Origin of the sequence: Pseudomonas canadensis, assembly GCF_000503215.1 — a bacterium.
Taxonomy (GTDB): domain Bacteria; phylum Pseudomonadota; class Gammaproteobacteria; order Pseudomonadales; family Pseudomonadaceae; genus Aquipseudomonas; species Aquipseudomonas canadensis.
Genome location: NZ_AYTD01000017.1, coordinates 681,108 through 704,414 on the forward strand (window position 1 = coordinate 681,108; position 23,307 = coordinate 704,414).

At 60.6% G+C, this 23,307-nt stretch carries 26 protein-coding genes; 17 read left to right on the forward strand and 9 right to left on the reverse strand.

Features of this window, described 5'->3' with window-relative positions:
• The first annotated feature begins 9 nt into the window (after nt 1-9).
• From U367_RS0121880 to U367_RS0121895, 4 genes are all read left to right on the forward strand, one after another.
• A complete protein-coding gene (locus U367_RS0121880) occupies nt 10-969 on the forward strand; it encodes a 2-dehydro-3-deoxygalactonokinase (protein WP_028618612.1) in 960 nt (319 codons plus the stop codon).
• Between the two features lies 1 nt (nt 970).
• Nucleotides 971-1,591, forward strand: a complete 621-nt coding sequence (locus U367_RS0121885; RefSeq protein ID WP_028618613.1) for a 2-dehydro-3-deoxy-6-phosphogalactonate aldolase — start codon at nt 971-973, stop codon at nt 1,589-1,591.
• Nucleotides 1,592-1,638: 47 nt separating this feature from the next.
• Entirely contained in the window at nt 1,639-2,787 is a 1,149-nt protein-coding gene (dgoD, locus tag U367_RS0121890; RefSeq protein WP_003170741.1) for a galactonate dehydratase, read from the forward strand.
• A gap of 141 nt (nt 2,788-2,928) precedes the next feature.
• Nucleotides 2,929-4,236 carry an MFS transporter gene (locus U367_RS0121895; protein WP_028618614.1) on the forward strand — a complete coding sequence of 436 codons (1,308 nt, stop codon included), beginning with the start codon at nt 2,929-2,931 and terminating at the stop codon, nt 4,234-4,236.
• Between the two features lie 24 nt (nt 4,237-4,260).
• On the opposite strand, the gene U367_RS0121900 is transcribed toward U367_RS0121895, so the two are convergent.
• The 3 genes from U367_RS0121900 to trpB all read right to left on the reverse strand — a co-directional run bounded on the left by U367_RS0121900 (nt 4,261) and on the right by trpB (nt 6,873).
• Complete coding sequence (locus U367_RS0121900; RefSeq protein WP_028618615.1) at nt 4,261-4,701, reverse strand: anti-virulence regulator CigR family protein; 441 nt, start codon at nt 4,699-4,701, stop codon at nt 4,261-4,263.
• A 136-nt stretch (nt 4,702-4,837) separates the two neighbouring features.
• Nucleotides 4,838-5,647 carry a tryptophan synthase subunit alpha gene (trpA, locus tag U367_RS0121905; protein WP_028618616.1) on the reverse strand — a complete coding sequence of 270 codons (810 nt, stop codon included), beginning with the start codon at nt 5,645-5,647 and terminating at the stop codon, nt 4,838-4,840.
• Nucleotides 5,647-6,873: a tryptophan synthase subunit beta gene (gene trpB / locus U367_RS0121910; RefSeq protein WP_028618617.1), complete on the reverse strand. Its 1,227-nt coding sequence runs from the start codon at nt 6,871-6,873 to the stop codon at nt 5,647-5,649. Before trpB ends, trpA begins: the two co-directional genes overlap by 1 nt.
• Before the next feature lie 109 nt (nt 6,874-6,982).
• On the opposite strand from trpB, the gene U367_RS0121915 reads away from it, so the two are divergent.
• Nucleotides 6,983-7,879, forward strand: coding sequence for a LysR family transcriptional regulator (locus U367_RS0121915; protein ID WP_028618618.1), 897 nt, complete (start codon nt 6,983-6,985; stop codon nt 7,877-7,879).
• On the opposite strand, the gene U367_RS0121920 is transcribed toward U367_RS0121915, so the two are convergent.
• Nucleotides 7,876-8,202: a DUF883 family protein gene (locus U367_RS0121920; RefSeq protein WP_003170746.1), complete on the reverse strand. Its 327-nt coding sequence runs from the start codon at nt 8,200-8,202 to the stop codon at nt 7,876-7,878. The genes U367_RS0121915 and U367_RS0121920 overlap by 4 nt on opposite strands.
• A gap of 156 nt (nt 8,203-8,358) precedes the next feature.
• Here U367_RS0121920 and U367_RS0121925 point away from each other — a divergent pair, with 156 nt between their 5' ends.
• Both U367_RS0121925 and U367_RS0121930 read left to right on the forward strand, forming a co-directional pair.
• A complete protein-coding gene (locus U367_RS0121925) occupies nt 8,359-8,574 on the forward strand; it encodes a dodecin (RefSeq protein WP_007953919.1) in 216 nt (71 codons plus the stop codon).
• Nucleotides 8,575-8,689: 115 nt separating this feature from the next.
• Nucleotides 8,690-8,917, forward strand: a complete 228-nt coding sequence (locus U367_RS0121930; RefSeq protein WP_028618619.1) for a DUF1161 domain-containing protein — start codon at nt 8,690-8,692, stop codon at nt 8,915-8,917.
• Between the two features lie 59 nt (nt 8,918-8,976).
• Here U367_RS0121930 and U367_RS0121935 read toward each other — a convergent pair whose 3' ends face one another.
• Complete coding sequence (locus U367_RS0121935; protein ID WP_028618620.1) at nt 8,977-9,978, reverse strand: LLM class flavin-dependent oxidoreductase; 1,002 nt, start codon at nt 9,976-9,978, stop codon at nt 8,977-8,979.
• A gap of 217 nt (nt 9,979-10,195) precedes the next feature.
• Here U367_RS0121935 and U367_RS0121940 point away from each other — a divergent pair, with 217 nt between their 5' ends.
• Both U367_RS0121940 and U367_RS0121945 read left to right on the forward strand, forming a co-directional pair.
• Complete coding sequence (locus U367_RS0121940) at nt 10,196-10,627, forward strand: OsmC family protein (protein ID WP_003170750.1); 432 nt, start codon at nt 10,196-10,198, stop codon at nt 10,625-10,627.
• A gap of 216 nt (nt 10,628-10,843) precedes the next feature.
• Nucleotides 10,844-11,083, forward strand: coding sequence for a DUF1161 domain-containing protein (locus tag U367_RS0121945; RefSeq protein ID WP_016969660.1), 240 nt, complete (start codon nt 10,844-10,846; stop codon nt 11,081-11,083).
• Here the strand turns inward: U367_RS0121945 and U367_RS0121950 are convergent, their stop codons facing one another.
• Complete coding sequence (locus U367_RS0121950) at nt 11,084-11,506, reverse strand: PA0061/PA0062 family lipoprotein (protein WP_028618621.1); 423 nt, start codon at nt 11,504-11,506, stop codon at nt 11,084-11,086. It abuts the gene before it with no gap.
• A 141-nt stretch (nt 11,507-11,647) separates the two neighbouring features.
• Here U367_RS0121950 and U367_RS0121955 point away from each other — a divergent pair, with 141 nt between their 5' ends.
• A complete protein-coding gene (locus tag U367_RS0121955; RefSeq protein WP_028618622.1) occupies nt 11,648-12,691 on the forward strand; it encodes an aminopeptidase in 1,044 nt (347 codons plus the stop codon).
• A gap of 76 nt (nt 12,692-12,767) precedes the next feature.
• On the opposite strand, the gene U367_RS0121960 is transcribed toward U367_RS0121955, so the two are convergent.
• Both U367_RS0121960 and U367_RS0121965 read right to left on the reverse strand, forming a co-directional pair.
• Nucleotides 12,768-13,427 (reverse strand): HAD family hydrolase, encoded by a 660-nt coding sequence (locus tag U367_RS0121960; protein ID WP_028618623.1) that lies wholly within the window; start codon nt 13,425-13,427, stop codon nt 12,768-12,770.
• Nucleotides 13,424-13,966 carry a gamma carbonic anhydrase family protein gene (locus U367_RS0121965; RefSeq protein WP_016978759.1) on the reverse strand — a complete coding sequence of 181 codons (543 nt, stop codon included), beginning with the start codon at nt 13,964-13,966 and terminating at the stop codon, nt 13,424-13,426. Before U367_RS0121965 ends, U367_RS0121960 begins: the two co-directional genes overlap by 4 nt.
• Nucleotides 13,967-14,020: 54 nt before the next feature.
• Between U367_RS0121965 and prlC the strand changes: the two genes are divergently transcribed.
• Both prlC and U367_RS0121975 read left to right on the forward strand, forming a co-directional pair.
• The gene (prlC, locus tag U367_RS0121970; RefSeq protein ID WP_174890971.1) at nt 14,021-16,120 is read left to right on the forward strand and encodes an oligopeptidase A; all 2,100 of its coding nucleotides are present in this window, start codon (nt 14,021-14,023) and stop codon (nt 16,118-16,120) included.
• Nucleotides 16,117-16,392 carry a YheV family putative zinc ribbon protein gene (locus U367_RS0121975; RefSeq protein ID WP_010207776.1) on the forward strand — a complete coding sequence of 92 codons (276 nt, stop codon included), beginning with the start codon at nt 16,117-16,119 and terminating at the stop codon, nt 16,390-16,392. Before prlC ends, U367_RS0121975 begins: the two co-directional genes overlap by 4 nt.
• A gap of 25 nt (nt 16,393-16,417) precedes the next feature.
• Here U367_RS0121975 and U367_RS0121980 read toward each other — a convergent pair whose 3' ends face one another.
• Nucleotides 16,418-17,098: a phosphatase domain-containing protein gene (locus U367_RS0121980; RefSeq protein ID WP_028618625.1), complete on the reverse strand. Its 681-nt coding sequence runs from the start codon at nt 17,096-17,098 to the stop codon at nt 16,418-16,420.
• 230 nt (nt 17,099-17,328) lie between these two features.
• On the opposite strand from U367_RS0121980, the gene U367_RS0121985 reads away from it, so the two are divergent.
• The 5 genes from U367_RS0121985 to U367_RS0122005 all read left to right on the forward strand — a co-directional run bounded on the left by U367_RS0121985 (nt 17,329) and on the right by U367_RS0122005 (nt 23,275).
• Nucleotides 17,329-18,081 (forward strand): gluconate 2-dehydrogenase subunit 3 family protein, encoded by a 753-nt coding sequence (locus tag U367_RS0121985; RefSeq protein WP_028618626.1) that lies wholly within the window; start codon nt 17,329-17,331, stop codon nt 18,079-18,081.
• A 2-nt stretch (nt 18,082-18,083) separates the two neighbouring features.
• Nucleotides 18,084-19,868 carry a GMC family oxidoreductase gene (locus U367_RS0121990; protein ID WP_028618627.1) on the forward strand — a complete coding sequence of 595 codons (1,785 nt, stop codon included), beginning with the start codon at nt 18,084-18,086 and terminating at the stop codon, nt 19,866-19,868.
• Between the two features lie 12 nt (nt 19,869-19,880).
• On the forward strand, nt 19,881-21,176 hold the full coding sequence (locus U367_RS0121995; protein WP_028618628.1) for a cytochrome c: 1,296 nt from the start codon (nt 19,881-19,883) through the stop codon (nt 21,174-21,176).
• Between the two features lie 81 nt (nt 21,177-21,257).
• Nucleotides 21,258-22,316 carry a PA0069 family radical SAM protein gene (locus U367_RS1000000131930; RefSeq protein WP_028618629.1) on the forward strand — a complete coding sequence of 353 codons (1,059 nt, stop codon included), beginning with the start codon at nt 21,258-21,260 and terminating at the stop codon, nt 22,314-22,316.
• Between the two features lie 227 nt (nt 22,317-22,543).
• Nucleotides 22,544-23,275, forward strand: a complete 732-nt coding sequence (locus U367_RS0122005) for a carbonic anhydrase (RefSeq protein ID WP_028618630.1) — start codon at nt 22,544-22,546, stop codon at nt 23,273-23,275.
• Nucleotides 23,276-23,307 lie beyond the last annotated feature (32 nt).

Sequence of the window (23,307 nt, forward strand, 5' to 3'; positions counted from 1 at the left end):
GGTGAAGCGATGCAGGCGCAATTGATCGCGCTCGATTGGGGAACCAGCTCCCTTCGTGCTTATAAACTCGGCCCCGCCGGCGTGGTGCTGGAACAGCGCTCGCTGGGGTGGGGCATCATGCATTTGCCCAGCGAACCCCGGGACATTGCCGGCGTGCGTTGCAGCAACGGTTTCGAGTTGGCGTTCGATGCGGCGTGCGGGGATTGGCTCGACGCCCAGCCCGGGCTACCGGTAATTGCCTGTGGCATGGTCGGCAGCGCCCAGGGCTGGAGCGAAGCGGCCTATCGCAATACCCCGGTCGATGTCGCCAGCCTCGGCCAGGCGCTGCATCAGGTGCACAGCCTGCGCGGCGTGGACGTGCACATCGTGCCGGGCGTGATCGAGCAGGTCGGCTTGCCCAATGTGATGCGTGGCGAAGAAACCCAAGTGCTGGGCGTGCTGCATGGGCTGGGTGCCGATGTGTTGATCGGCCTGCCGGGCAGCCATTCCAAGTGGGTCGAGGTGGTCGAGGGCTGTATCACGCATTTCGATACCTTTATGACCGGCGAGCTGTTTGCGGTGTTGAGCAAACACAGCATCCTTGGACGTACTCAGCTGCCGTCCGAACAATTCCAGGTCGAAGCCTTCGACCGAGGCGTGCACGTGGCGCTTTCCGAAGACGGCCAGCGCGGCGTGCTGTCCACCTTGTTCAGTGCCCGCACCCTGGGGCTCACCGGCGAACTCGCCCCTGACCAACAGCCCGATTACCTGTCCGGCTTGCTTATCGGCCATGAACTCGCCGGTCTGCCCGACAGCGCCAAACACAAGCCGATCATCCTGGTCGGCGCCGCGCCCCTTTGCGCCCGCTATCAACGCGCCCTCGCCCTCTGCGGCTTTGCCCACGTCAGCCTGGCGCAGGAAGCCACCGAGCGCGGCCTGTGGCAACTGGCCTTAGCGGGCGGGCTCACTCAACCTGTACTGGAGGCCTGACATGCTCAAGCAAGCACTCGCGCAAAACGGTTTGATCGCCATCCTGCGCGGCATTCGCCCGGACGAAGCCCAGGCTGTCGGCCAGGTGCTGTACCAGGCAGGGTTTCGGGTGATCGAAGTCCCGCTGAATTCGCCTGATCCCTACACCAGTATCCGCACCCTGCGCGACAGTTTGCCCGCCGATTGCCTGATCGGTGCTGGCACGGTGTTGACGCCGGAGCAGGTCGAGCACGTGAAGGCTGCTGGTGGCCAGGTGATCGTTATGCCCCACAGCGATGCCAAGGTGTTGCGTGCCGCCAAAGCCGCGGGCCTGTTTCTGTCCCCGGGCGTGGCCACGCCCACCGAAGCCTTCGCCGCACTGGCCGAAGGTGCTGACGTGTTGAAGCTGTTCCCCGCCGAGCAAATGGGCCCTTCGGTGATCAAGGCGTGGCTGGCGGTATTGCCGGCCGGCACCTTGCTGCTGCCGGTGGGTGGCATTACCCCGGACAACATGCAGGTGTTCATCGACGCCGGCGCCAAAGGTTTCGGGCTGGGTTCCGGGTTGTTCAAACCGGGTATGACCGTGGATCAGGTAGCGAGTCGCGCCCAGGCTTATGTCGCCGCCTGGAAAGCCCTGAACTGAATCAAGTTTCGCGCCCACAGGCGCCGCATCTATAAGAGAGATAACAGATGAAAATAACCAAACTGACGACCTTTATCGTCCCTCCGCGCTGGTGCTTCCTCAAGGTCGAGACCGACCAGGGCGTGACCGGCTGGGGTGAGCCCGTGGTCGAAGGCCGCGCTCACACCGTGGCGGCTGCCGTTGAAGAACTGTCCGACTACCTGATCGGCAAAGACCCACGCAATATCGAAGACATCTGGACCGTGCTCTATCGCGGCGGCTTTTATCGCGGCGGCGCCGTGCACATGAGCGCCCTCGCCGGCATCGACCAGGCGCTGTGGGACATCAAGGGCAAGGCCCTCGGTGTTTCCGTCAGCGACTTGCTCGGTGGCCAGGTGCGCGACAAGATCCGCGTGTACTCATGGATCGGTGGCGACCGTCCCGCCGACACCGCCCGCGCTGCCAAAGAGGCCGTGGCCCGTGGCTTCACGGCGGTAAAAATGAACGGCACCGAAGAGCTGCAGTTCGTCGACAGCTTCGAAAAGGTCGACCTGGCCCTGGCCAACGTCGCCGCCGTGCGTGATGCGGTCGGCCCCAACGTCGGCATCGGCGTCGACTTCCATGGCCGGGTGCACAAGCCCATGGCCAAGGTGCTGATGAAGGAACTCGACCCGTACAAACTGATGTTCATCGAAGAGCCGGTGCTCAGCGAGAACTACGAAGCGCTGAAAGAGCTGGCCCCGTTGACCAGCACGCCGATTGCCCTGGGCGAGCGCCTGTTCTCGCGTTGGGATTTCAAGCGTGTGCTCAGCGAAGGCTACGTCGACATCATCCAGCCGGATGCGTCCCATGCCGGTGGCATCACCGAAACCCGCAAGATCGCCAACATGGCCGAAGCCTACGACGTGGCCCTGGCCCTGCACTGCCCGCTGGGCCCGATTGCCCTGGCGGCGTGCCTGCAACTGGACGCGGTCTGCTACAACGCGTTTATCCAGGAACAAAGCCTGGGCATTCACTACAACGAGAGCAATGACCTGCTCGATTACGTGCGCGATCCGGGCGTGTTCGACTATGACCAAGGCTTTGTGAAGATCCCCAACGGACCGGGCCTGGGCATCGAGATCAATGAGGAATACGTGATCGAACGCGCGGCCATCGGCCACCGCTGGCGTAATCCGATCTGGCGGCATGCCGACGGCAGCTTCGCCGAGTGGTAAGCACCGCTTATCTGTAGGAGCCGGCTCGGCGATTGCGGTGGATCAGCCACTGCCGGTGTCGACTGGCGCGCCGCCATCGCCGGCAAGTCGGCTCCTACAAGTTGGTCCATACCTCAATAAGCATAAGAAGAGGCAACCCCCATGCACCCTGAATCCTTCACCGGGCAGGCTTCTTTAGTCACGCCTACCAGAAAGCGTTTCTTCATCATGGTGCTGCTGTTTATCACCGTGGTGATCAACTACCTCGACCGCAGCAACCTGTCCATCGCCGCCCCGGCCCTGACCAGTGAACTGGGGATCGACCCGGTGCACGTCGGGCTGATTTTCTCTGCGTTCGGCTGGACCTACGCCGCCATGCAGATTCCCGGCGGTTGGCTGGTGGACCGCGTGCCGCCGCGTATTCTCTACACGGCGGCGCTGCTGTTGTGGTCCATCGCCACCGTCATGCTCGGCTTCGCGGCCAGCTTTATCGCGCTGTTTGTGTTGCGCATGGCGGTAGGGGCTTTAGAGGCCCCGGCCTATCCGATCAACAGCCGCGTAGTCACCACCTGGTTCCCTGAGCGCGAGCGCGCCACGGCGATTGGCGTCTATACCTCCGGGCAGTTTGTCGGGTTGGCATTCCTGACGCCGGTACTGGCCTGGCTGCAGCATGCATTTGGCTGGCACATGGTGTTTGTCGCGACCGGTGGCGTGGGGATCCTGTGGGCAGTTATCTGGTACGCGGTGTACCGCGAACCGAAAGACTTCAAAGGCGCCAACGCCGCTGAAATCGACCTGATCCGTGAAGGTGGCGGCTTGGTTGATATGCAGGAAAAAGCTGCCAAGGCGCCGTTCAGTTGGGTCGACCTGGGCATCGTGTTGAGCAAGCGCAAGCTGTGGGGCATTTACCTGGGGCAGTTCTGCCTCAACTCCACGTTGTGGTTCTTCCTGACATGGTTCCCGACCTACCTGGTGAAATACCGCGGCATGGACTTCATCAAGTCCGGCCTGCTGGCGTCATTACCATTCCTCGCGGCGTTTGTCGGCGTGCTGTGTTCCGGGATCTTTTCCGATTGGCTGATTCGTCGTGGCGCGTCGGTGGGCTTTGCCCGCAAGTTGCCGATCATCGGCGGGCTGCTGATTTCCACGGCGATCATCGGCGCCAACTACGTGGACTCGACGGCGTGGGTGATTGCGTTCCTGGCGGTGGCGTTCTTTGGTAATGGGTTGGCGTCGATTACCTGGTCGCTGGTGTCGACCCTGGCACCGGCCCGCCTGTTGGGGCTGACCGGTGGGGTGTTCAACTTCATCGGCAACCTGTCGGCGATTGCCACGCCGATCGTGATTGGTTTTCTCGCCAGTGGCGATTCGTTTGCACCGGCGATTACCTATATCGCGGTGCTGGCGTTGCTCGGGGCGCTGTCCTACGTGTTGCTCGTAGGCAAAGTCGAACGCATCGAACTCAAATAACCACTGCCCTGTAGGAGCCGGGTTTCAGTTGAGGACGCCGTCGAGGATCTCGTAGACGATGCCCGTACCCACGGCGATCAACACCACATCCGGCCCCGAACGGCGCCATTCATAACCGGGATACACCGGCAGGCGTGCCAGGGCGCGGTTATCGAGGCGTTCGCCGTAGTAGCCGCGGGGCAGCGGCTGGCCACGCACCAGGCGCACATTCGGCGGTGGCGGTGCGCCACGGGCGAACTGGCCGTGGTTGTCGTGGATGATCTGGCGGACCGGGCCGAAATCCTGGGGCGGGCCGCCGCGACGGTTGTCCTGCGGGCCGCGATGGTCGTCGCCGCGTTGTTCGTGCTGGCCCTGCGGGCCGCCACGATCAGGGCCGCCTTGGTCATAAGGCGCGGCCTGCACCAGGGCGCTGGCGCCAAGCACCAGCACGCCAAGGCCTGCAATCACGGATTTAGGCATTTTCATCGGGTATTCCTCAGGGCACACAAGCAAAAAAGGGATTTCGAACGAGGTTCGAAATCCCTTGGTCTTGCTGTTTAGGCCGTGCCCGAGCGGGTTGATTCCTCTGTATCAGGAACTTTACCTACTGCTTACGGGGCCCTTACTTACGCGCGTTACGAACGCCTTCCGACAATGCCGCACACAGGCTCAACACGCCGTCGATGGCTTGCTGGTCATTCTTGGCATTGGCGATATGGTCGATCAGTGCCGAACCTACGACGACACCGTCAGCCAGGCGGGCGATGGCTGCCGCTTGTTCCGGGGTGCGGATACCAAAACCGATGCTGATCGGCAGGTCGGTATGGCGACGCAGGCGGGTCACGGCTTCTTCGACGTGCTCCAGGGTCGCAGCGCCAGCACCGGTCACACCGGCCACCGACACGTAGTACACGAAACCGGAACTGCCATTCAGAACTGTCGGCAAGCGCACATCGTCAGTGGTCGGCGTGGTCAGGCGGATGAAGTCGATGCCAGCGGCCTGGGCCGGGTCGCACAGCTCGCCGTTATGCTCGGGCGGCATGTCGACCACGATCAGGCCGTCCACGCCGGCTTCCTTGGCGTCGGCGATGAACTGCGGCACGCCGTATTTGTGGATCGGGTTGAAGTAGCCCATCAACACCAGCGGCGTGTCGTTGTTGTCCTGGCGGAACTCGCGGACCATCTGCAGGGTTTTCAGCAGGTTCTGCTTGGCTTCCAGCGCGCGAATGTTGGCCAGCTGGATCGCCGGGCCGTCGGCCATCGGATCGGTGAACGGCATGCCCAACTCGATCACGTCGGCGCCGGCGGCCGGCAAGCCCTTGAGGATCGCCAGCGAGGTGTCATAGCCAGGGTCGCCGGCCGTGACGAAGGTCACCAGGGCAGCGCGGTTTTGTTCTTTAAGCTGTGCGAAGCGGGTTTGCAGGCGGCTCATCAGTGTTTCTCCTGCTTGGCGGTTTCCATATGGTGCATCACGGTCTGCATGTCTTTGTCGCCACGGCCGGACAGGTTGACCACCATCAGGTGATCCTTCGGCAGGGTCGGTGCGCGTTTGAACACTTCGGCCAGGGCGTGGGCGCTTTCCAGGGCAGGAATGATCCCTTCCAGGCGGCAGCATTTGTGGAAGGCGTCGAGGGCTTCGTCGTCGGTCACCGAGGTGTACTGGACGCGACCGATGTCGTGCAACCAGGCGTGTTCCGGGCCGATGCCAGGGTAATCCAGGCCTGCGGAGATGGAGTGTGCGTCGATGATCTGGCCGTCCTCATCCTGCAGCAGGAACGTACGGTTGCCGTGCAGTACGCCGGGTACGCCACCGTTGAGGCTGGCGGCGTGCTTGCCGGTCTCGATGCCGTGGCCGGCCGCTTCAACGCCGATGATCTCGACGCTGGTGTCGTCCAGGAACGGGTGGAACAGGCCCATGGCGTTGGAGCCACCGCCGATGCACGCCACCAGGCTGTCCGGCAGGCGACCTTCCTGGGCTTGCAACTGGTCGCGGGTTTCCTTGCCGATCACGGCCTGGAAGTCGCGCACCATTGCAGGGTACGGGTGCGGGCCGGCCACGGTGCCGATCAGGTAGAAGGTGCTGTCGACGTTGGTCACCCAGTCACGCAGGGCTTCGTTCATCGCGTCTTTCAGGGTGCCGGTGCCGGCAACCACCGGGATCACTTCCGCGCCCAGCAGCTTCATACGGAACACGTTGGCTTGCTGGCGCTCGATGTCAGTGGTGCCCATGTAGATCACGCATTGCAGGCCGAAGCGCGCAGCCACGGTGGCAGTGGCCACGCCGTGCATGCCGGCGCCGGTCTCGGCGATGATGCGTTTCTTACCCATGCGCCGAGCCAGCAGGATCTGGCCGATGCAGTTGTTGATCTTGTGCGCGCCGGTGTGGTTCAGCTCTTCACGCTTGAGGTAGATCTTGGCGCCGCCGCAGAATTCGGTCAGGCGCTCGGCGAAGTACAGCGGGCTTGGGCGTCCGACGTAGTCGCGCTGGAAGTAGGCAAGTTCTTCATTGAAAGCCGGATCGATCTTGGCCGCTTCGTATTCGCGGGCCAGGTCGAGGATCAACGGCATCAGGGTTTCAGCGACGTAACGGCCGCCGAACGCGCCAAACAGGCCGTTGGCGTCTGGGCCGTTGCGTAGATCGGTCTGGGACTGAGTCATGGGACGCTCCAGGAAAGAAGGGTGTGGAAAGCAATGAGGGTCACTCTACCCCTGACGTTCTATGCTGAAAACCGATAAGATCGCCGCAACCTGTCAGGAAAACTCACAGATGAGCCGAGACCTTCCGCCCCTCAATGCCCTGCGTGCCTTTGAAGCGACTGCGCGATTGAACAGCGTCAGTCAGGCAGCCGAGCAATTGCATGTGACCCACGGCGCCGTCAGCCGGCAGCTGAAGGTGCTGGAGGAGCATTTGGGTATCAGCTTGTTCGTCAAGGAAGGTCGCGGCCTTAAACTCACAGATGCAGGCGTCCGGCTACGGGATGCCAGCGCGGAGGCATTCGAGCGCCTGAGGGATGTGTGTGCCGAGCTGACCCAGGCCAGCGCCGATGCACCTTTTGTACTCGGCTGTTCGGGCAGCCTGCTCGCGCGCTGGTTGATCCCGCGCCTGGGCCGCTTGAACGCCGACTTGCCGGACCTGCGCCTGCACCTGTCGGCGGGCGATGGGGATCTGGACCCGCGCCGCCCAGGCCTGGACGCGCTGTTGGTGTTCGCTGAACCGCCATGGCCGGCGGATATGCAGGTGTATGAGCTGGCCAGTGAACGCATCGGCCCGGTGATGAGCCCGCGCTTTGCCGGCTATGAACACTTGCGCAATGCGCCCGCCGAGGCCTTGTGTGGTGAAAAGCTGTTGCACACCACGTCACGCCCGCAAGCTTGGCCCAGTTGGGCAGCGCAGCACGGCATCGAGCCCGGCGCGTTGAAACACGGCCAGGGGTTTGAGCATCTGTATTATTTACTGGAGGCGGCAGTGGCAGGATTGGGCGTGGCGATCGCGCCTCAGCCGCTGGTGGCTGAAGACTTGCGCGCGGGTCGCCTAGTGGCGCCCTGGGGGTTCAGCGAAACCCCGGCGCACCTGGCGCTGTGGCTGCCAAAGCGCGCCGCAGACGGGCGCGCCGGGCAACTGGCGCAGTGGCTCAAGGCTGAGCTATTGCGCGAACCGGTTTAATCGCCGCGTTTGCACAGCAGATAAGCCGCGAGCAGGCCCAGTGCACCGACGGCAACGCCGGCTGTGGTCCATGGGTGCTCTTGTGCGTAGTCCCGGGTTGCAACACCGGTTTCGCGGATTTTGACTTTGCTTTCTTCGTAGGCGTCGCTGATCAGGTGGCGGGAATGCTTGAGGGCATTCTCGGCATTGCTTTTCAGGGCCTTCAAGGTTTTGCGCGACTCGTCGGATGCATCGTCCTTGAGACTTTCCAAAGACTTGAGCAGGCTCGAAATCTCGGCTTCCATGCTTTCCAGCGACGCTTTGCGTAAAGAAGTGTTGGCCATGTGGACTCTCCTGAAGTGATTGAGTGGCGTGTGTAGATACCGACTACGGCCGTTTCAGAAAGTGCAGTAAATCTGAACTTTCGGGTACGAACAGTCGCCAGAAGCAGTACGAACATTGACTGCTACGCTTGCTTAACGACCCTTAGGAGAACTGCCATGAGTGATCATCACACTTACAAGAAAGTCGAACTGGTGGGCTCGTCCACCTCCAGCATTGAAGACGCCATCAACAATGCGCTGGCCGAGGCCAATAAAAGCATCAAGCATCTGGAATGGTTCGAGGTGACTGAAACCCGTGGTCACATCAAGGACGGCAAGGCTGCGCACTTTCAGGTCACCCTAAAGGTGGGGTTCCGAATTGCCAGTAGTTGATCGCGTCGGTTGAACTTGCTGACTGGCCGATTGCCATAACCTGCGCTACAACCAATGGGTGCCGATGCCACAAGCGTCGGCACGCTCTTTTAGATCAGCGCAAGGAAAGTAACGGATGAAGAAGTTCCTGTTAGCGGTAGGTTTGTTGAGCATTGCCGGCACAGCCCTGGCGGCGGGCAAGCCTTGTGAAGAGCTGAAAAGCGAAATTGCAGCGAAAATCGACGCCAAGGGCGCTTCGGGTTATTCGCTGGAAGTGGTGGATAAAGGCGCTGCGCCGAGCGATCACACCGTGGTCGGCACCTGCGAGGGTGGCACCAAGGAAATTGCCTACAAGCGCGGTTAACCCCGTGTTGCAGACATAAAAAACCGACGCGCTGCGTCGGTTTTTTATGTCTGCAGGTTTTAGCCCTTCATCACCTGCGCCAGCAGTTCGTAGGAATGAATCCGGTCGGCGTGTTCGTACAGGTCGCAGGTAAAGATCAACTCGTCGGCGCCGGTCTGCTCGATCAGCACTTCCAGTTTGGCGCGGATCTTCGCCGGGCTGCCTACCATGGCCAGGCCAAGGAAACTGCCGACCGCATCCTTTTCATGGGGCAGCCACAGGCCATCCATGGTTTTAACCGGCGGGCGCTGCACCAGGCTTTGCCCGCGCATGAGGGCGAGGATGCGCTGGTAGACCGAAGTTGCCAAATAATCAGCCTGCTCGTCGGTATCCGCCGCCACCAAGGGAATGCCGAGCATCACGTAGGGTTTATCCAGCACGGCTGAAGGTTTGAAGTGATTGCGGTACACGCGAATCGCTTCATGCATCAGGCGGGGTGCGAAATGTGAGGCAAAGGCGTAGGGCAAACCGCGTTCACCTGCCAGCTGTGCGCTGAACAAGCTGGAACCGAGCAGCCACACTGGCACATTAGTGCCCGTGCCAGGCACGGCGATGATCCGTTGGTCGGGGGTGCGTGGGCCCAGGTAGGCCATCAGCTCGGCCACGTCTTCCGGGAATTCATCCGCGCTGCCGGAGCGCTCACGTCGCAGGGCGCGGGCGGTCATTTGGTCGGAGCCAGGTGCGCGGCCCAGCCCCAGGTCGATACGGCCGGGGTAGAGGCTCTCCAAGGTGCCGAACTGTTCGGCAATCACCAGCGGCGCATGGTTGGGCAGCATCACACCACCGGAGCCGACGCGAATGGTCGAGGTACCACCCGCCAGATAGCCCAGCAACACCGAAGTCGCCGAACTGGCGATACCATCCATATTGTGGTGTTCGGCCACCCAGAAACGGTTGTAGCCGAACTTTTCCACATGTTGGGCCAGGTCCAGGGAATTGCGCAGCGACTGCGCCGGACTGCCATTGGCCCGCACGGGCACCAGGTCGAGGGTCGAGAACTTTACGTCGGACAGCGATTTCATAAGCCTGCTTCTCCAAGGGGGCCGCAGGCTTTTTAGACGAACCAAAACCTGCCGCTTCATGTGCATACCTATGCAATGAGGGCATATACCCGAGATTCAATAGTTGAGTCGGAAATTTCCTACTGAATCGCTCGGTTTCTCCGACAAGATGAACTTTGCCACGCCGTCTATCCTCAGAACCCTTACTGACGCAAAACCACCGTTCGAGGAGACCGCTATGAGTATCGTGAAAAAAGCATCCGCGCATTGGGAAGGTGACCTGAAGACTGGCCTGGGTTCCATTTCCACGGAAACCGGCGTGCTACGTGAAGCGCCCTACGGCTTCAAGGCCCGTTTCGAAGGCGGCAAGGGTACCAACCCGGAAGAACTGATCGGTGCGGCCCATGCGGGCTGTTTCTCCATGGCATTTTCCATGATTCTCGGCGATGCCGGGCTCAAGGCTGACAGCATCGACACCCAGGCCGAAGTGACCCTGGACCAGGTGGACGGCGGTTTTGCGATCACCGCTGTGCACCTGATCCTCAAGGCCAAGATTCCGGGCGCGAGCCAGGCGCAGTTCGATGAGTTGAGCAAAAAGGCCAAGGAAGGGTGCCCGGTGTCCAAGGTGCTGAATGCGACTATCACCCTGGATGGCACGCTCGTAAATTGACACCGCTAAACCGGTAGGAGCCGGCTTGCCGGCGATGAGGCCCTTAGATTCACATGGTTTTTGAGGTCGTCATCGCTGGCAGGCCAGCTCCTACAGTGGTTTTTGGGGTGGCTAAAACATCTGCTTCAAATCAGAACTCGTGTTTTGTAAGTGTGGTCCTATTACCATGCAGCCTAGGCGCACACCCGTGCGCAATGCATTCAGGGAGCTTCACACATGAAACGTTTTGCCTTGGCGATCATTTGCGGTGTATTGGCCACTTCGGCCGTGGCCGCGCCAAAAGATTGTGAAGAGCTCAGGAAAGAGATTGAAGTGAAGATCCAGGCCAAGGCGATTCCTTCGTACACCTTGGAAATCATCACCGCCGAAGAAGCCAAGAATCATGACAGTGCGATGATTGTCGGTTCATGCGAAAACGGCACCAAGCGCATCATCTACCAGAAAAACAACGACTGATCAGATGCAGTTGACGCTGCGTTCCTCCGCGAGCAACTGACGCGCCGAATCATACAACCGGATATTCGGCGTGAAGGCCAACGAGCGCCCTTCCAGCACATAACGCTGGCCGGCCTGGAAGTGGTCATATTCCAGGGTCATGAAGCAGGTGCGATACATCATCTGGCTGAGCCCACCCAAACCGCCGCCGGCCGGGACTTCAAAGTCGAAGCGCACCATCAATTCGTGATGGCCGGGCGGGAATTGGAAGAAACGTCCGTCATCCAGGTTCTTGCCGTCCAGGCGCTGCGCCATGACCAGCTTGGAGCCCGGCGTCGGCGTAGTGAAATCGACCCACGCCTGTTGCGGATCCATCGGTGGCACGGGTGTTGTCGTGCAGGCGCTGAGGAACAAAGCGGCGACGGGTAACAAGAGCTGGCGCATGGCAGGCACTCAACGGGAAGAAAGAATTGAGCCTGCTGCGACGGCGGCAGACTTCCTATGAGTATAAACACGTCGAGCCATGGAAAAATTCCGCACAGGCGCGATAGTCTGGCGAGCAAATTACCCAGGAGCGGTCGCGGCATGGTCAGGCGTTTTCTTCCAGGGTTGATGGTTGTGCTGCTCAGCGGCTGTTCCAGTGTCAGTTATTACAGCCAGTTGGCCAGCGGCCAATGGCAATTGTTGCGGGCCCGAGAGCCGGTGGCGCAGGTCATTGCCGATCCTTCCCGCCCACCGCTGTTGCGCGAACACTTGGTGCAATCACAAAAAGCGCGCACGTTCGCCAGTGAGCATTTGCACCTGCCGGACAACCAGAGCTACAGGTTGTACGCCGATATCGGTCGGCCCTATGTGGTCTGGAATGTCTTCGCCACGCAGGAATTTTCCCTGTCCCCTGAAACCCATTGCTTCCCAATTGCTGGTTGTGTGGCCTATCGCGGCTATTACAACCAAGGTGCGGCGCGTGGTGAGGCTGCGTTGTTGAAGCAGCGTGGCATGGACGTGTCGATCGGTGGCGTAGAGGCTTACTCGACCTTAGGCTGGTTCAACGACCCGATCATGAACTCGATGATGAACTGGGGCGATGAACGCCTGGCCACGCTGATCTTCCATGAGCTGGCGCACCAGCGTTTCTATGTGAAGGACGACACCGAGTTCAACGAGTCGTTTGCCAATTTCGTCGAGCAGGAAGGTACACGCCAATGGCGCGCTGCGCGGGGGCTGGCGCCTGATAGCTTGTCCACGTCCAAGCAGCGTGACCAGTTTATCCAGTTGGTCCTCGATACCCGTCAACGCTTGCAAAAGCTCTACGCCCAACCCTTGGCTGAGGATGCGATGCGTCAGGCCAAGGCGGCGCAATTCGAGCGTTTGCGCAGCGATTACCGACAACTGCGCGACAGCCAATGGGGCGGCGATAAACGTTATGACGCGTGGATCAACCAGCCCATGAACAATGCGCGGCTGTTGCCATTTGGGCTGTACGACCAGTGGGTGCCGGCGTTTGCGGCGTTGTTTGCGCAGGAAAGTGGGGATTGGGTGAGGTTTTATGCGGCGGTGGAGCGGTTGGGAAGGTTGCCGGTGGAGCAGCGCAAGGCGGCGTTGAGGCAGTTGGAGGGTGTTGGTCGTTAGGGACCTATCGCCAGCAAGCCGGCTCCTACAGGGTTTCGCGATCTTTGTAGGAGCTGGCTTGCCGGCGATAGCAGTCTCAAGGACGCTGCAAAAATGCCTGGTGCATCTGCGCCAACGTCTCAAAATGCCAGGTCGGCGCCTCGGCATTCAGCTCTTCAAAACTGCCAAAGCCATACCCCACCGCTGCCGAATCCAACCCGTTGCTGCGTGCGCCGATCAGGTCATGCTTGCGGTCACCAATCATCAGAGTGGTTGCTGGGTCCAGACCTTCCTCGCTCATCAGGTGGGCGATCAGTTCGACTTTATTGGTGCGCGTGCCGTCCAGTTCACTGCCGTAAATCACCTTGAAGTGCTTGGCAAAATCGAAGTGCCGCGCGATCTCGCGGGCGAATACCCAAGGCTTGGACGTCGCGACGTAGAGCTGGCGCCCCTGGCCGCTCAACTCCTCCAGCAACGGCATCACGCCCTCGAACACGTGGTTCTCATACAGGCCGGTCACCTTGAAACGCTCGCGGTAGAAATTCACCGCCTCCCAGGCCTTGGCTTCATCAAAGCCGTAGAACTGCATGAAGGCTTGCAGCAACGGTGGGCCGATGAAGTGTTCCAGCTTGGTCAGGTCCGGCTCATCAATGCTGAGTTTGCCGAGGGCGTACTGGATCGAGCGGGTGATGCCTTCGCGCGGGTCGGTGAGAGTGCCGTCCAGGTCGAATAGCACGGTTTGGTAGTGCAGGGTCATCGGTCGAATCCTTCAGCCAGGTGCAGGTCTTTGAGCTTCACGTAGTTCGCGGCGCTGTAGGTGAAAAAGGCGCGCTCCTTGTCAGTCAGTGGGCGGATCTGTTTAACCGGGCTGCCCACGTACAAGAAGCCGCTTTCGAGTTTCTTGCCTGGCGGCACCAGGCTGCCAGCGCCGATGATCACGTCGTCTTCCACCACGGCGCCGTCCATCACGATGCTGCCCATGCCGATCAGGATGCGGTTGCCCACGGTGCAGCCATGCAGCATGACTTTGTGGGCGATGGTCACATCGTCGCCGATCAGCAGTGGGAAGCCATCCGGATTGAACGGACCCGCGTGGGTGATGTGCAGCACGCAGCCATCCTGCACGCTGGTGCGCGCACCGATGCGGATGCGGTGCATGTCGCCACGGATCACGGTCAGCGGCCAGACCGAGCTGTCGGCGCCGATTTCGACATCGCCGATCACCACCGCCGAAATATCGACAAAAGCCCCGGCGCCCAGGGCTGGCGTGTGGTTCTGATAGGTGCGAAGGGTCACGATAGCCTCTCTCTCTTCTGCTGATAGCTGCGGTGGACGTTGATTGTAATTAAGATGGCCCCATCTTTGTTCTTACATGTTTCTTCAGCCAAGGTGCCAACCGTGAGCGCGAACAACCCTCTTCTGCAGTCCTACGACCTGCCGCCGTTCTCAGCGATCCGTGCCGAGCACGTCCAGCCGGCCATCGAACAGATCCTCGCCGACAACCGTGTCGCCATCGAAGGCATCCTGCAAAGCCAGGGGAAAAATCCGACGTGGGCCGGCCTGGTCCTGGCCATGGATGAACTGAATGACCGCCTGGGCGCCGCCTGGAGCCCGGTCAGCCACCTCAACGCCGTGTGCAACAGCGCTGAACTGCGCGAAGCCTACGAAAGTTGCCTGCCGGCGTTGAGCGCCTACTCCACCGAGATGGGCCAGAACCGCGAGCTGTTCCAGGCCTTCGAAGCCCTGGCCAACAGCCCGGAAGCCGCCGGTTTCGATGTGGCGCAGAAAACTATCCTGGAACACTCGCTGCGTGACTTCCGCCTGTCCGGCATCGATCTGCCGCCCGAGCAGCAAAAGCGCTACGCCGAAGTGCAGAGCAAACTGTCCGAGTTGGGCAGCAAATTTTCCAACCAGTTGCTGGACGCCACCCAGGCCTGGACCAAACACGTCACCGACGAAGCCACCCTCGCCGGCCTGACCGATTCGGCCAAGGCGCAAATGGCTGCCGCCGCCCAGGCCAAAGGCGTCGACGGCTGGCTGATCACCCTGGAGTTCCCAAGCTACTACGCGGTGATGACCTACGCCCAGGACCGCGCCCTGCGTGAAGAGGTCTACGCGGCCTACTGCACCCGTGCGTCGGACCAAGGCCCGAATGCCGGTCAGAACGATAACGGCCCAGTGATGGAACAGATCCTCGACCTGCGTCAGGAACTGGCCCAGTTGCTCGGTTACGCGTCGTTCTCCGAACTGAGCCTGGCGACCAAGATGGCCGAGTCCAGTGACCAGGTGCTGAGCTTCCTGCGCGACCTGGCCAAGCGCAGCAAGCCGTTTGCCGCCCAAGACCTGCAACAGCTCAAGGCCTACGCCGCCGAACAAGGCTGCGCCGAGCTGCAAAGCTGGGACAGCGGTTTCTACGGCGAAAAACTCCGTGAGCAACGCTACAGCGTGTCCCAGGAAGCCCTGCGCGCCTACTTCCCGATCGATAAGGTGCTGGGCGGCCTGTTTGCCATCGTGCAACGCCTGTACGGCATCGAGATCGCCGAGCAGAAAGGCTTCGACACCTGGCACCCGGATGTCCGCCTGTTTGAAATCAAGGAAAACGGCCAGCATGTCGGTCGCTTCTTCTTCGATCTCTACGCCCGCGCCAACAAGCGTGGCGGTGCCTGGATGGACGGCGCCCGCGACCGTCGCCGCACGATCGACGGTGTACTGCAAAGCCCGGTGGCCAACCTGGTGTGCAACTTCACCCCGGCTGACAGCGGCAAGCCTGCCCTGCTGACCCACGATGAAGTCACCACGCTGTTCCACGAATTCGGCCACGGCCTGCATCACCTGCTGACCCGCGTTGAACATGCTGGCGTGTCCGGCATCAACGGCGTGGCCTGGGATGCGGTGGAGCTGCCGAGCCAGTTCATGGAGAACTGGTGCTGGGAGCCCGAAGGCCTGGCGCTGATCTCCGGTCACTACGAAACCGGCGAAGCGCTGCCTCAGGACCTGCTGGAAAAAATGCTCGCGGCGAAGAATTTCCAGTCTGGCCTGATGATGGTGCGCCAGCTGGAATTCTCGCTGTTCGACTTCGAACTGCATGCCACCCACGGTGATGGCCGACGCGTGGCGCAGGTGCTGGAAGGCGTGCGCGATGAGGTGTCGGTGATGCGTCCGCCGGCCTACAACCGTTTCCCCAATAGTTTCGCGCACATCTTCGCTGGCGGATACGCGGCGGGTTACTACAGCTACAAGTGGGCTGAAGTGTTGTCGGCGGATGCCTTCTCCAAGTTTGAAGAAGAGGGCGTGCTCAACGCTGAGACCGGCCGCGCCTTCCGCGAGGCGATCCTGGCGCGTGGCGGTTCCCAGGAACCGATGGTGCTGTTCGTCGACTTCCGCGGACGTGCGCCGTCGATTGACGCACTCTTGCGTCACAGCGGCCTGAGTGAGGACGCGGCAGCATGAGTGAAGGGCCTGTGATCACCAAAAAGCAATTTATCGCCGGGGCGGTCTGTCCGGCGTGCAGCGAGCCGGACAAGTTGAAGATGTGGACCGAAGACAACGTGCCCCATCGCGAGTGCGTGGCCTGCGGTTATACCGACACGCTGAATGACCAGGGGTTGTCGGTGCCCAAGGAATTGGGCACGCGGGTGAATACGTCTGCATTGAAAGCGCCGGCGGACCCCAAGGTGCAGGCGGTTCAGTTCTTTCCGAATCCGAAGCTGAAAAAAGACTGACCCTTTTACCCCCTGGGAGCCTATCTCAGGGGGTCACCACTAGCGCGGTTTTTTCTTCTGTTGCTTCATCCTTCGCCGGATTCAGCCAACTTTTCATCGAGCACAGCGCAAACGCGCTGGTGCTGCAATCGCCGTTCGCCAAGGCTGTACGCAACTTGTCGACATCGGCCCTCATCATGTAGCGAACGCCGTCCTTGAAGCCGTTACTGGTGCCGAAGCCGCCCAAGGTCATCTCGTTCAGCGCATCTTCCTTGCTCCACCCTTGAATCACCACCCGATACATCGCCGCCATCAGGCCGGTACGGTCAGAGCCGTGCTTGCAATGCATCAGCACCGGGCCATTGGTTTCGGCTTCCTGGATGGCTCTCAACGCTGCCAGCACGTCGGAATCATCCACATGGTTGGTGCGATAAGTCAGCTGTACTTGTCGGATATCGGGCGATTTGAGCCAGTCAGCATCGGATTCCGGCAGGAAATTGATCACGGTGCCGATCTTGAGCTTTTCCAGCAGCGGCGCTGCGTTGCTGTCGGGTAACCCGCTGCGATAGAGCGTGGGCGTCATCTGGTGAAGGTTGTACTGACTTCCCACCGGTTGTGCCCACTCGGGGGAACGGATGGAGATGGGCTCGTCGGCTTGAGCGAAAGCGCTAGAGAACAGCGCGATGAACACGAGGCCGAAGGCCGGCAGCCATTGATTCTTGAGCATGGATGACATGACCGGGCAGGAGATTGGTGAATGCCGCTCAGGTTGGTCCAAGGGGGGTCAATGAGGCGTGAGGGGGGCGTCAAAGAATCGTGAATCATCAGTCTTTAGTCGCTGAAACGATTCCTCCGATGCATAGCCTGCTATCATTTGTAACTATTGATTGCCGAAAAAACCAAGCCGCTCGCTAGAAGTTGGCTAATAAACCCGTGACCACATGATGAGGTGCCACCATGTCTGATCAAGATCAAGACAACCCGCGGCGTGACTTTTTGCGCAAATCCTTGACCTTGATCCCGGTGGTCACGGTTGCCAGCACCGGCCTTGGCGGCTCAATGCTGATGGCGACGCCTGAGCCGGCGCAAGCCGCGCCAGCCAAGCCTACAACCAGCGAAAAGGCCTACGAGCCAACTTATTTCACCGCCGAGGAATGGGCGTTCATCAACGCCGCCGTCGCGCAATTAATCCCTGCTGATGCCCAAGGTCCAGGTGCTCTGGAAGCCGGTGCACCGGAATATATCGACCGCCAGATGAACACGCCGTACGCCAGCGGTGCCCTGTGGTTCATGCAAGGTCCTTTCAACGCCGACGCGCCGTCGGAGATGGGCTGGCAGTCCAAACTGGTGCCCAAAGAGATCTATCGCCTGGGCATTGCCGCGACGGATGCATGGTCGAAGGCGTTCAACGGCAAAGTTTTTGCCGCGCAAGACAGCGCTACCCGAGACGATATGTTGCGGCGTCTGGAGGCTGGCGGTAGTGAGGTAACGGCGCATTTTGATGCGGTGCCGCCAAAGATTTTCTTCAACTTGTTGCTACAAAACACCAAGGAAGGCTTCTTCTGCGACCCGATCCACGGCGGCAACAAAGGCATGGTCGGCTGGACCATGATCGGCTTCCCCGGCGCCCGCGCCGACTTCATGGACTGGGTTGAGCGCAACGAGCAATACCCCTTCCCGGCAGTTTCCATCCGCGGCGAGAGGGCATAAACGTGGCGACCATCATGAAGAAAGTGGATGCAGTAATCGTAGGCTTCGGCTGGACCGGCGCGATCATGGCCAAGGAGCTGACGGAAGCAGGCCTCAACGTGGTAGCGCTGGAGCGCGGCCCGATGCAGGACACTTATCCGGATGGCAACTATCCCCAGGTCATCGACGAATTGACCTACAGCGTGCGTAAGAAACTCTTCCAGGATATCTCCAAGGAGACGGTGACCATTCGTCATAGCGTGAATGACGTCGCCCTGCCCAACCGTCAGTTGGGTGCGTTCCTGCCGGGCAATGGCGTGGGCGGCGCGGGTCTGCACTGGTCGGGCGTGCATTTCCGTGTCGACCCGATCGAGTTGCGCATGCGCAGCCACTACGAGGAACGTTACGGCAAGCACTTCATTCCCAAGGACATGACCATCCAGGACTTCGGCGTGAGCTACGAAGAGCTGGAGCCGTTCTTCGACTACGCGGAAAAAGTCTTTGGCACTTCTGGGCAAGCCTGGACCGTGAAAGGCCAGTTGGTCGGCGAAGGCCGTGGCGGCAACCCCTATGCGCCCGACCGTTCCAACCCGTTCCCGTTGGAATCGCAGAAAAACACCGTCTCCGCACAGCTGTTTCAGAAAGCGGCTAGTGAAGTGGGTTACAAACCCTACAACCTGCCGTCTGCCAACACCTCGGGGCCCTACACCAACCCCTATGGCGCCCAGATGGGCCCTTGCAACTTCTGCGGTTTTTGCAGCGGCTACGTGTGCTACATGTATTCCAAAGCCTCGCCGAACGTGAACATTTTGCCAGCGCTGCGCCAGGTGCCGAATTTTGAACTGCGGCCCAACTCCCACGTGCTCAAGGTCAACCTCGACAGCACCAAGAGCAAGGCCACTGGCGTGACTTACATCGACGCCCAGGGCCGGGAGTGCGAGCAACCGGCGGACTTGGTGATCCTCGGCGCCTTCCAGTTCCATAACGTGCGTTTGATGCTGCTCTCCGGCATTGGCAAGCCCTACGATCCGATCACCAACGAGGGCGTGGTGGGCAGAAACTTCGCCTACCAGAACATGGCGACCATCAAGGCCTTCTTCGACAAAGACACTCACACCAACAACTTCATCGGTGCGGGCGGCAACGGCGTGGCCATTGATGACTTCAACGCCGACAATTTCGACCACGGGCCCCATGGTTTTGTGGGCGGTTCGCCGATGTGGGTCAACCAGGCTGGCAGCCGACCGATTGCCGGTACGTCAAACCCGCCGGGCACTCCGGCCTGGGGCAGTGCCTGGAAGCGTGCCACCGCCGATTACTACACCCACCAGGTGTCGATGGATGCCCACGGTGCCCATCAGTCCTACCGGGGTAACTACCTGGATCTGGACCCGGTGTACCGCGATGCCTACGGCCAGCCCTTGCTGCGGATGACGTTCGATTGGCAGGAAAACGACATCAAGATGAACCGCTTCATGGTCGAGAAAATGGGCAAGGTCGCTGAGGCGATGAACCCCAAGGCCATTGCTGTGCTCGGCAAAAAAGTCGGCGAGCACTTCAACACGGCGTCGTACCAGACCACCCACTTGAACGGTGGCGCGATCATGGGCACCGACCCGAAAACCAGTGCGTTGAATCGCTACCTGCAGTGCTGGGATGTGCACAACGTGTTTGTCCCAGGCGCGTCCGCTTTCCCACAAGGTTTGGGCTACAACCCTACAGGCTTGGTGGCGGCGTTGACCTACTGGTCGGCGCGGGCAATCCGTGAGCAGTATCTGAAAAACCCCGGCCCACTGGTTCAGGCATAAGGAGCGATGACCATGAAAGCACTTGTTATCGCGACCTTCGCGCTTTTCAGCAGTTGCTCTGTGAGCGCCGCTGAAACGGACTTGATCAAGCAAGGTGAATACCTGGCCCGCGCGGGTGACTGCGTGGCTTGCCACACGGCCAAAGGTGGTAAACCCTTTGCCGGCGGCCTGCCAATGGAAACCCCGATTGGCGTGATCTATTCCACCAACATCACCCCGGACAAGACCGGCCTGGGCGACTACAGCTTCGAGGACTTCGACAAGGCCGTGCGCCATGGCGTCGCCAAGAGCGGCAGTACGCTTTACCCGGCGATGCCCTACCCGTCTTACGCACGCGTCAGCGACAGCGATATGCAGGCGTTGTATGCGTACTTCATGAAAGGTGTCGAGCCCGTCGCCCAGGAGAACAAGGACAGCGATATTCCGTGGCCTTTGAGCATGCGCTGGCCGTTGGCGGCATGGCGCTGGATGTTTGCGCCTTCTGTCGAGGAGCATCAGGTCCAAGCCGCCGACCCGGTCATCAGCCGAGGCGCCTACCTGGTGGAAGGCCTTGGCCATTGCGGTGCGTGCCACACGCCGCGGGCGTTGACCATGCAGGAAAAAGCCCTGGGTGCCACTGACGGAAACGCCTTCTTGTCCGGCAGCGCGCCGCTGGAAGGTTGGATCGCCAAGAGCCTGCGCGGTGACCACAAGGATGGCCTCGGCAGCTGGAGCGAGGAACAACTGGTGCAGTTCCTCAAAACCGGCCGCAGTGACCGCAGCGCGGTGTTTGGTGGCATGAGCGACGTTGTCGTCCACAGCATGCAGTACATGTCGGAAAATGACCTGACCGCTATCGCCCGTTACCTCAAGAGCCTGCCGGCGGTGGATCCCAAGGATCAGCCGCATCAGTACGACAAGCAAGCGGCCGAGGCGTTGTGGAAAGGCGATGACAGTCAGCGCGGCGCCTCGGTGTATATCGACAACTGCGCGGCTTGCCACCGTACCGACGGCCATGGCTACACGCGGGTGTTTCCGGCGCTGGCGGGCAACCCGGTGTTGCAAACGGCGGATGCCACGTCGTTGATCAACATCGTGTTGAACGGCGGCACTTTGCCGGCGACCCACGCGGCACCTTCGACCTTCACCATGCCGGCGTTCGCCTGGCGGCTGTCGGATCAGGAAGTGGCGGATGTGGTCAGCTTCATACGTGGCAGTTGGGGCAATCAGGGCGCGCCGGTGAAGGCCAGCGATGTGAAGGACCTGCGCCACAACGATATGCGCACCACCTCCGGCGATGACCTGGGGCAAGTGACGCAGAAGCACTGAGGCTTGCCTGACCGCCAAACGACACTGGTCAGAACCCTCGCGCCTCGATACTGTATATAAAAACAGTATCGAGGCGCTTTCATGTCTACTCCGCTGCCGCCCCGTGGCCGGGGCACGGCCACCAATCTGCATAACCGCTTTGCGCCTACGGTGAGCGTGGCCGAGGATGATGGCTGGTTTCAGGAAGTGCCACCGACCCAGGGCACCGAAGTGCGTATCGAAACGGCCAAGAGCATCATCACCCGTAACAACTCGCCGGACTTGCCTTTCGATCGCTCCATCAACCCTTATCGTGGCTGCGAGCATGGCTGTATCTACTGCTACGCACGGCCCAGCCATGCCTATTGGGACATGTCACCGGGGTTGGATTTCGAAACCAAACTGATCGCCAAGACCAACGCCGCGGACGTGTTGGAGCAGCAGCTTTCGAAGCCAGGATACGTGTGCGCGCCGATCAACCTGGGCTCCAATACCGACCCGTACCAGCCGATCGAGCGCGAGTACAGGATTACCCGGCAAACCCTCGAAGTGCTGCTGCGCTATCGACACCCGGTGACCATCATCACCAAGGGCTCGCTGATTTTGCGAGACTTGGACCTGCTCACCGAGTTGGCGCGCCAGCGATTGGTGGCGGTGATGATCAGCCTCACCAGCCTGGACGATGAACTCAAGCGAATCCTGGAGCCACGCACGGCAGCACCCAAGGCGCGGTTGCGGGCGATTCGGGTGATGCGTGAGGCGGGGATTCCGGTGGGCGTGTTGTGTTCGCCGATGATTCCGATGATCAACGACAGCGAATTGGAGAGCCTGCTGACCGAGGCCCATGCTGCGGGCGCGCAAAGCGCGGCGTACATGATGCTGCGCTTGCCGTTGGAGGTGGCACCGCTGTTCGAGGAGTGGCTGGCGGCGCACTACCCGCAGCGCGCGGCCCATGTGATGAGCTTGGTGCGCCAGGTGCGTGGCGGTGAGGTGTATGACAGTCGCTTCGGCGTACGCATGCGCGGTGAAGGGCCGTTTGCCGACTTGCTGGCCCAGCGCTTCAGCAAGGCAATCAAGCGCCTGGGGCTTAATCAGCGAGAAGGTTTCAATCTGGATTGCACTGCGTTCTGTCCACCGGGCAGGCAGATGGCTTTGTTGTAGACTTAAGAGGAGAAATGCACCCTTCCTGTAGGAATAGTCGCGTTTTGATATCACTGAGACCCGCGATCTAGAGCGGTTCATTCAGTTTGAGTTAAGTTTCGGCGGTTACCTTGTTCAGCGAGTGACTGATAAGTCGGCGGCCCGGTTTTGAGACGTTTGCAACTGTTCTCCTGGCCCGGCGTCGAACTGATTTGAGCACTCCCCTGCATTAATCAAGAGGATGAATCATGAGTGACAAGGATAAACAGCCGTTGGCTGCGTCGGCTTCTGCCTCTCCGTTGGCTGAAACCGCCGATGCAGCGCTGCAGCATATCGTTGACGGCTTTTTGCATTTCCATCACGACGTCTTCCCCCAGCAGGAAGAACTCTTCAAGAAACTCGCCACGGCCCAAAGCCCGCGTGCGATGTTCATTACCTGTGCCGACTCGCGCATCGTGCCTGAGTTGATCACACAAAGTTCGCCTGGCGACCTGTTCGTGACGCGTAACGTCGGTAACGTAGTGCCGCCTTACGGCCAGATGAACGGTGGTGTGTCCACGGCTATCGAGTACGCGGTGCTGGCCCTGGGCGTGCAGCACATCATTGTCTGCGGGCACTCCGATTGCGGCGCCATGCGTGCGGTACTCAACCCCGCCAGCCTGGAGAAGATGCCAACAGTCAGGGCCTGGCTGCGGCACGCCGAGGTCGCAAGGTCCATGGTCGAGGACAACTGCGACTGTGCCAATGAAGGCGAGAGCATGAAAGTGCTGACTGAAGAAAACGTCATCGCCCAGTTGCAACACTTGCGCACCCACCCTTCCGTGGCTTCGCGCATGGCCAATGGTCAGCTGTTTATCCATGGCTGGATCTACAACATCGAGACCAGTGAAATCCGGGCCTACGATGCGGACCAGTCAGCGTTCCGATCGCTGAGCGGCGACGGGCCGATTCCTTCCGCGACGCCTAAAGCGCGCTTCTAAAACACTTCCCTGCCGGGTAAAGCGGTGGCTGC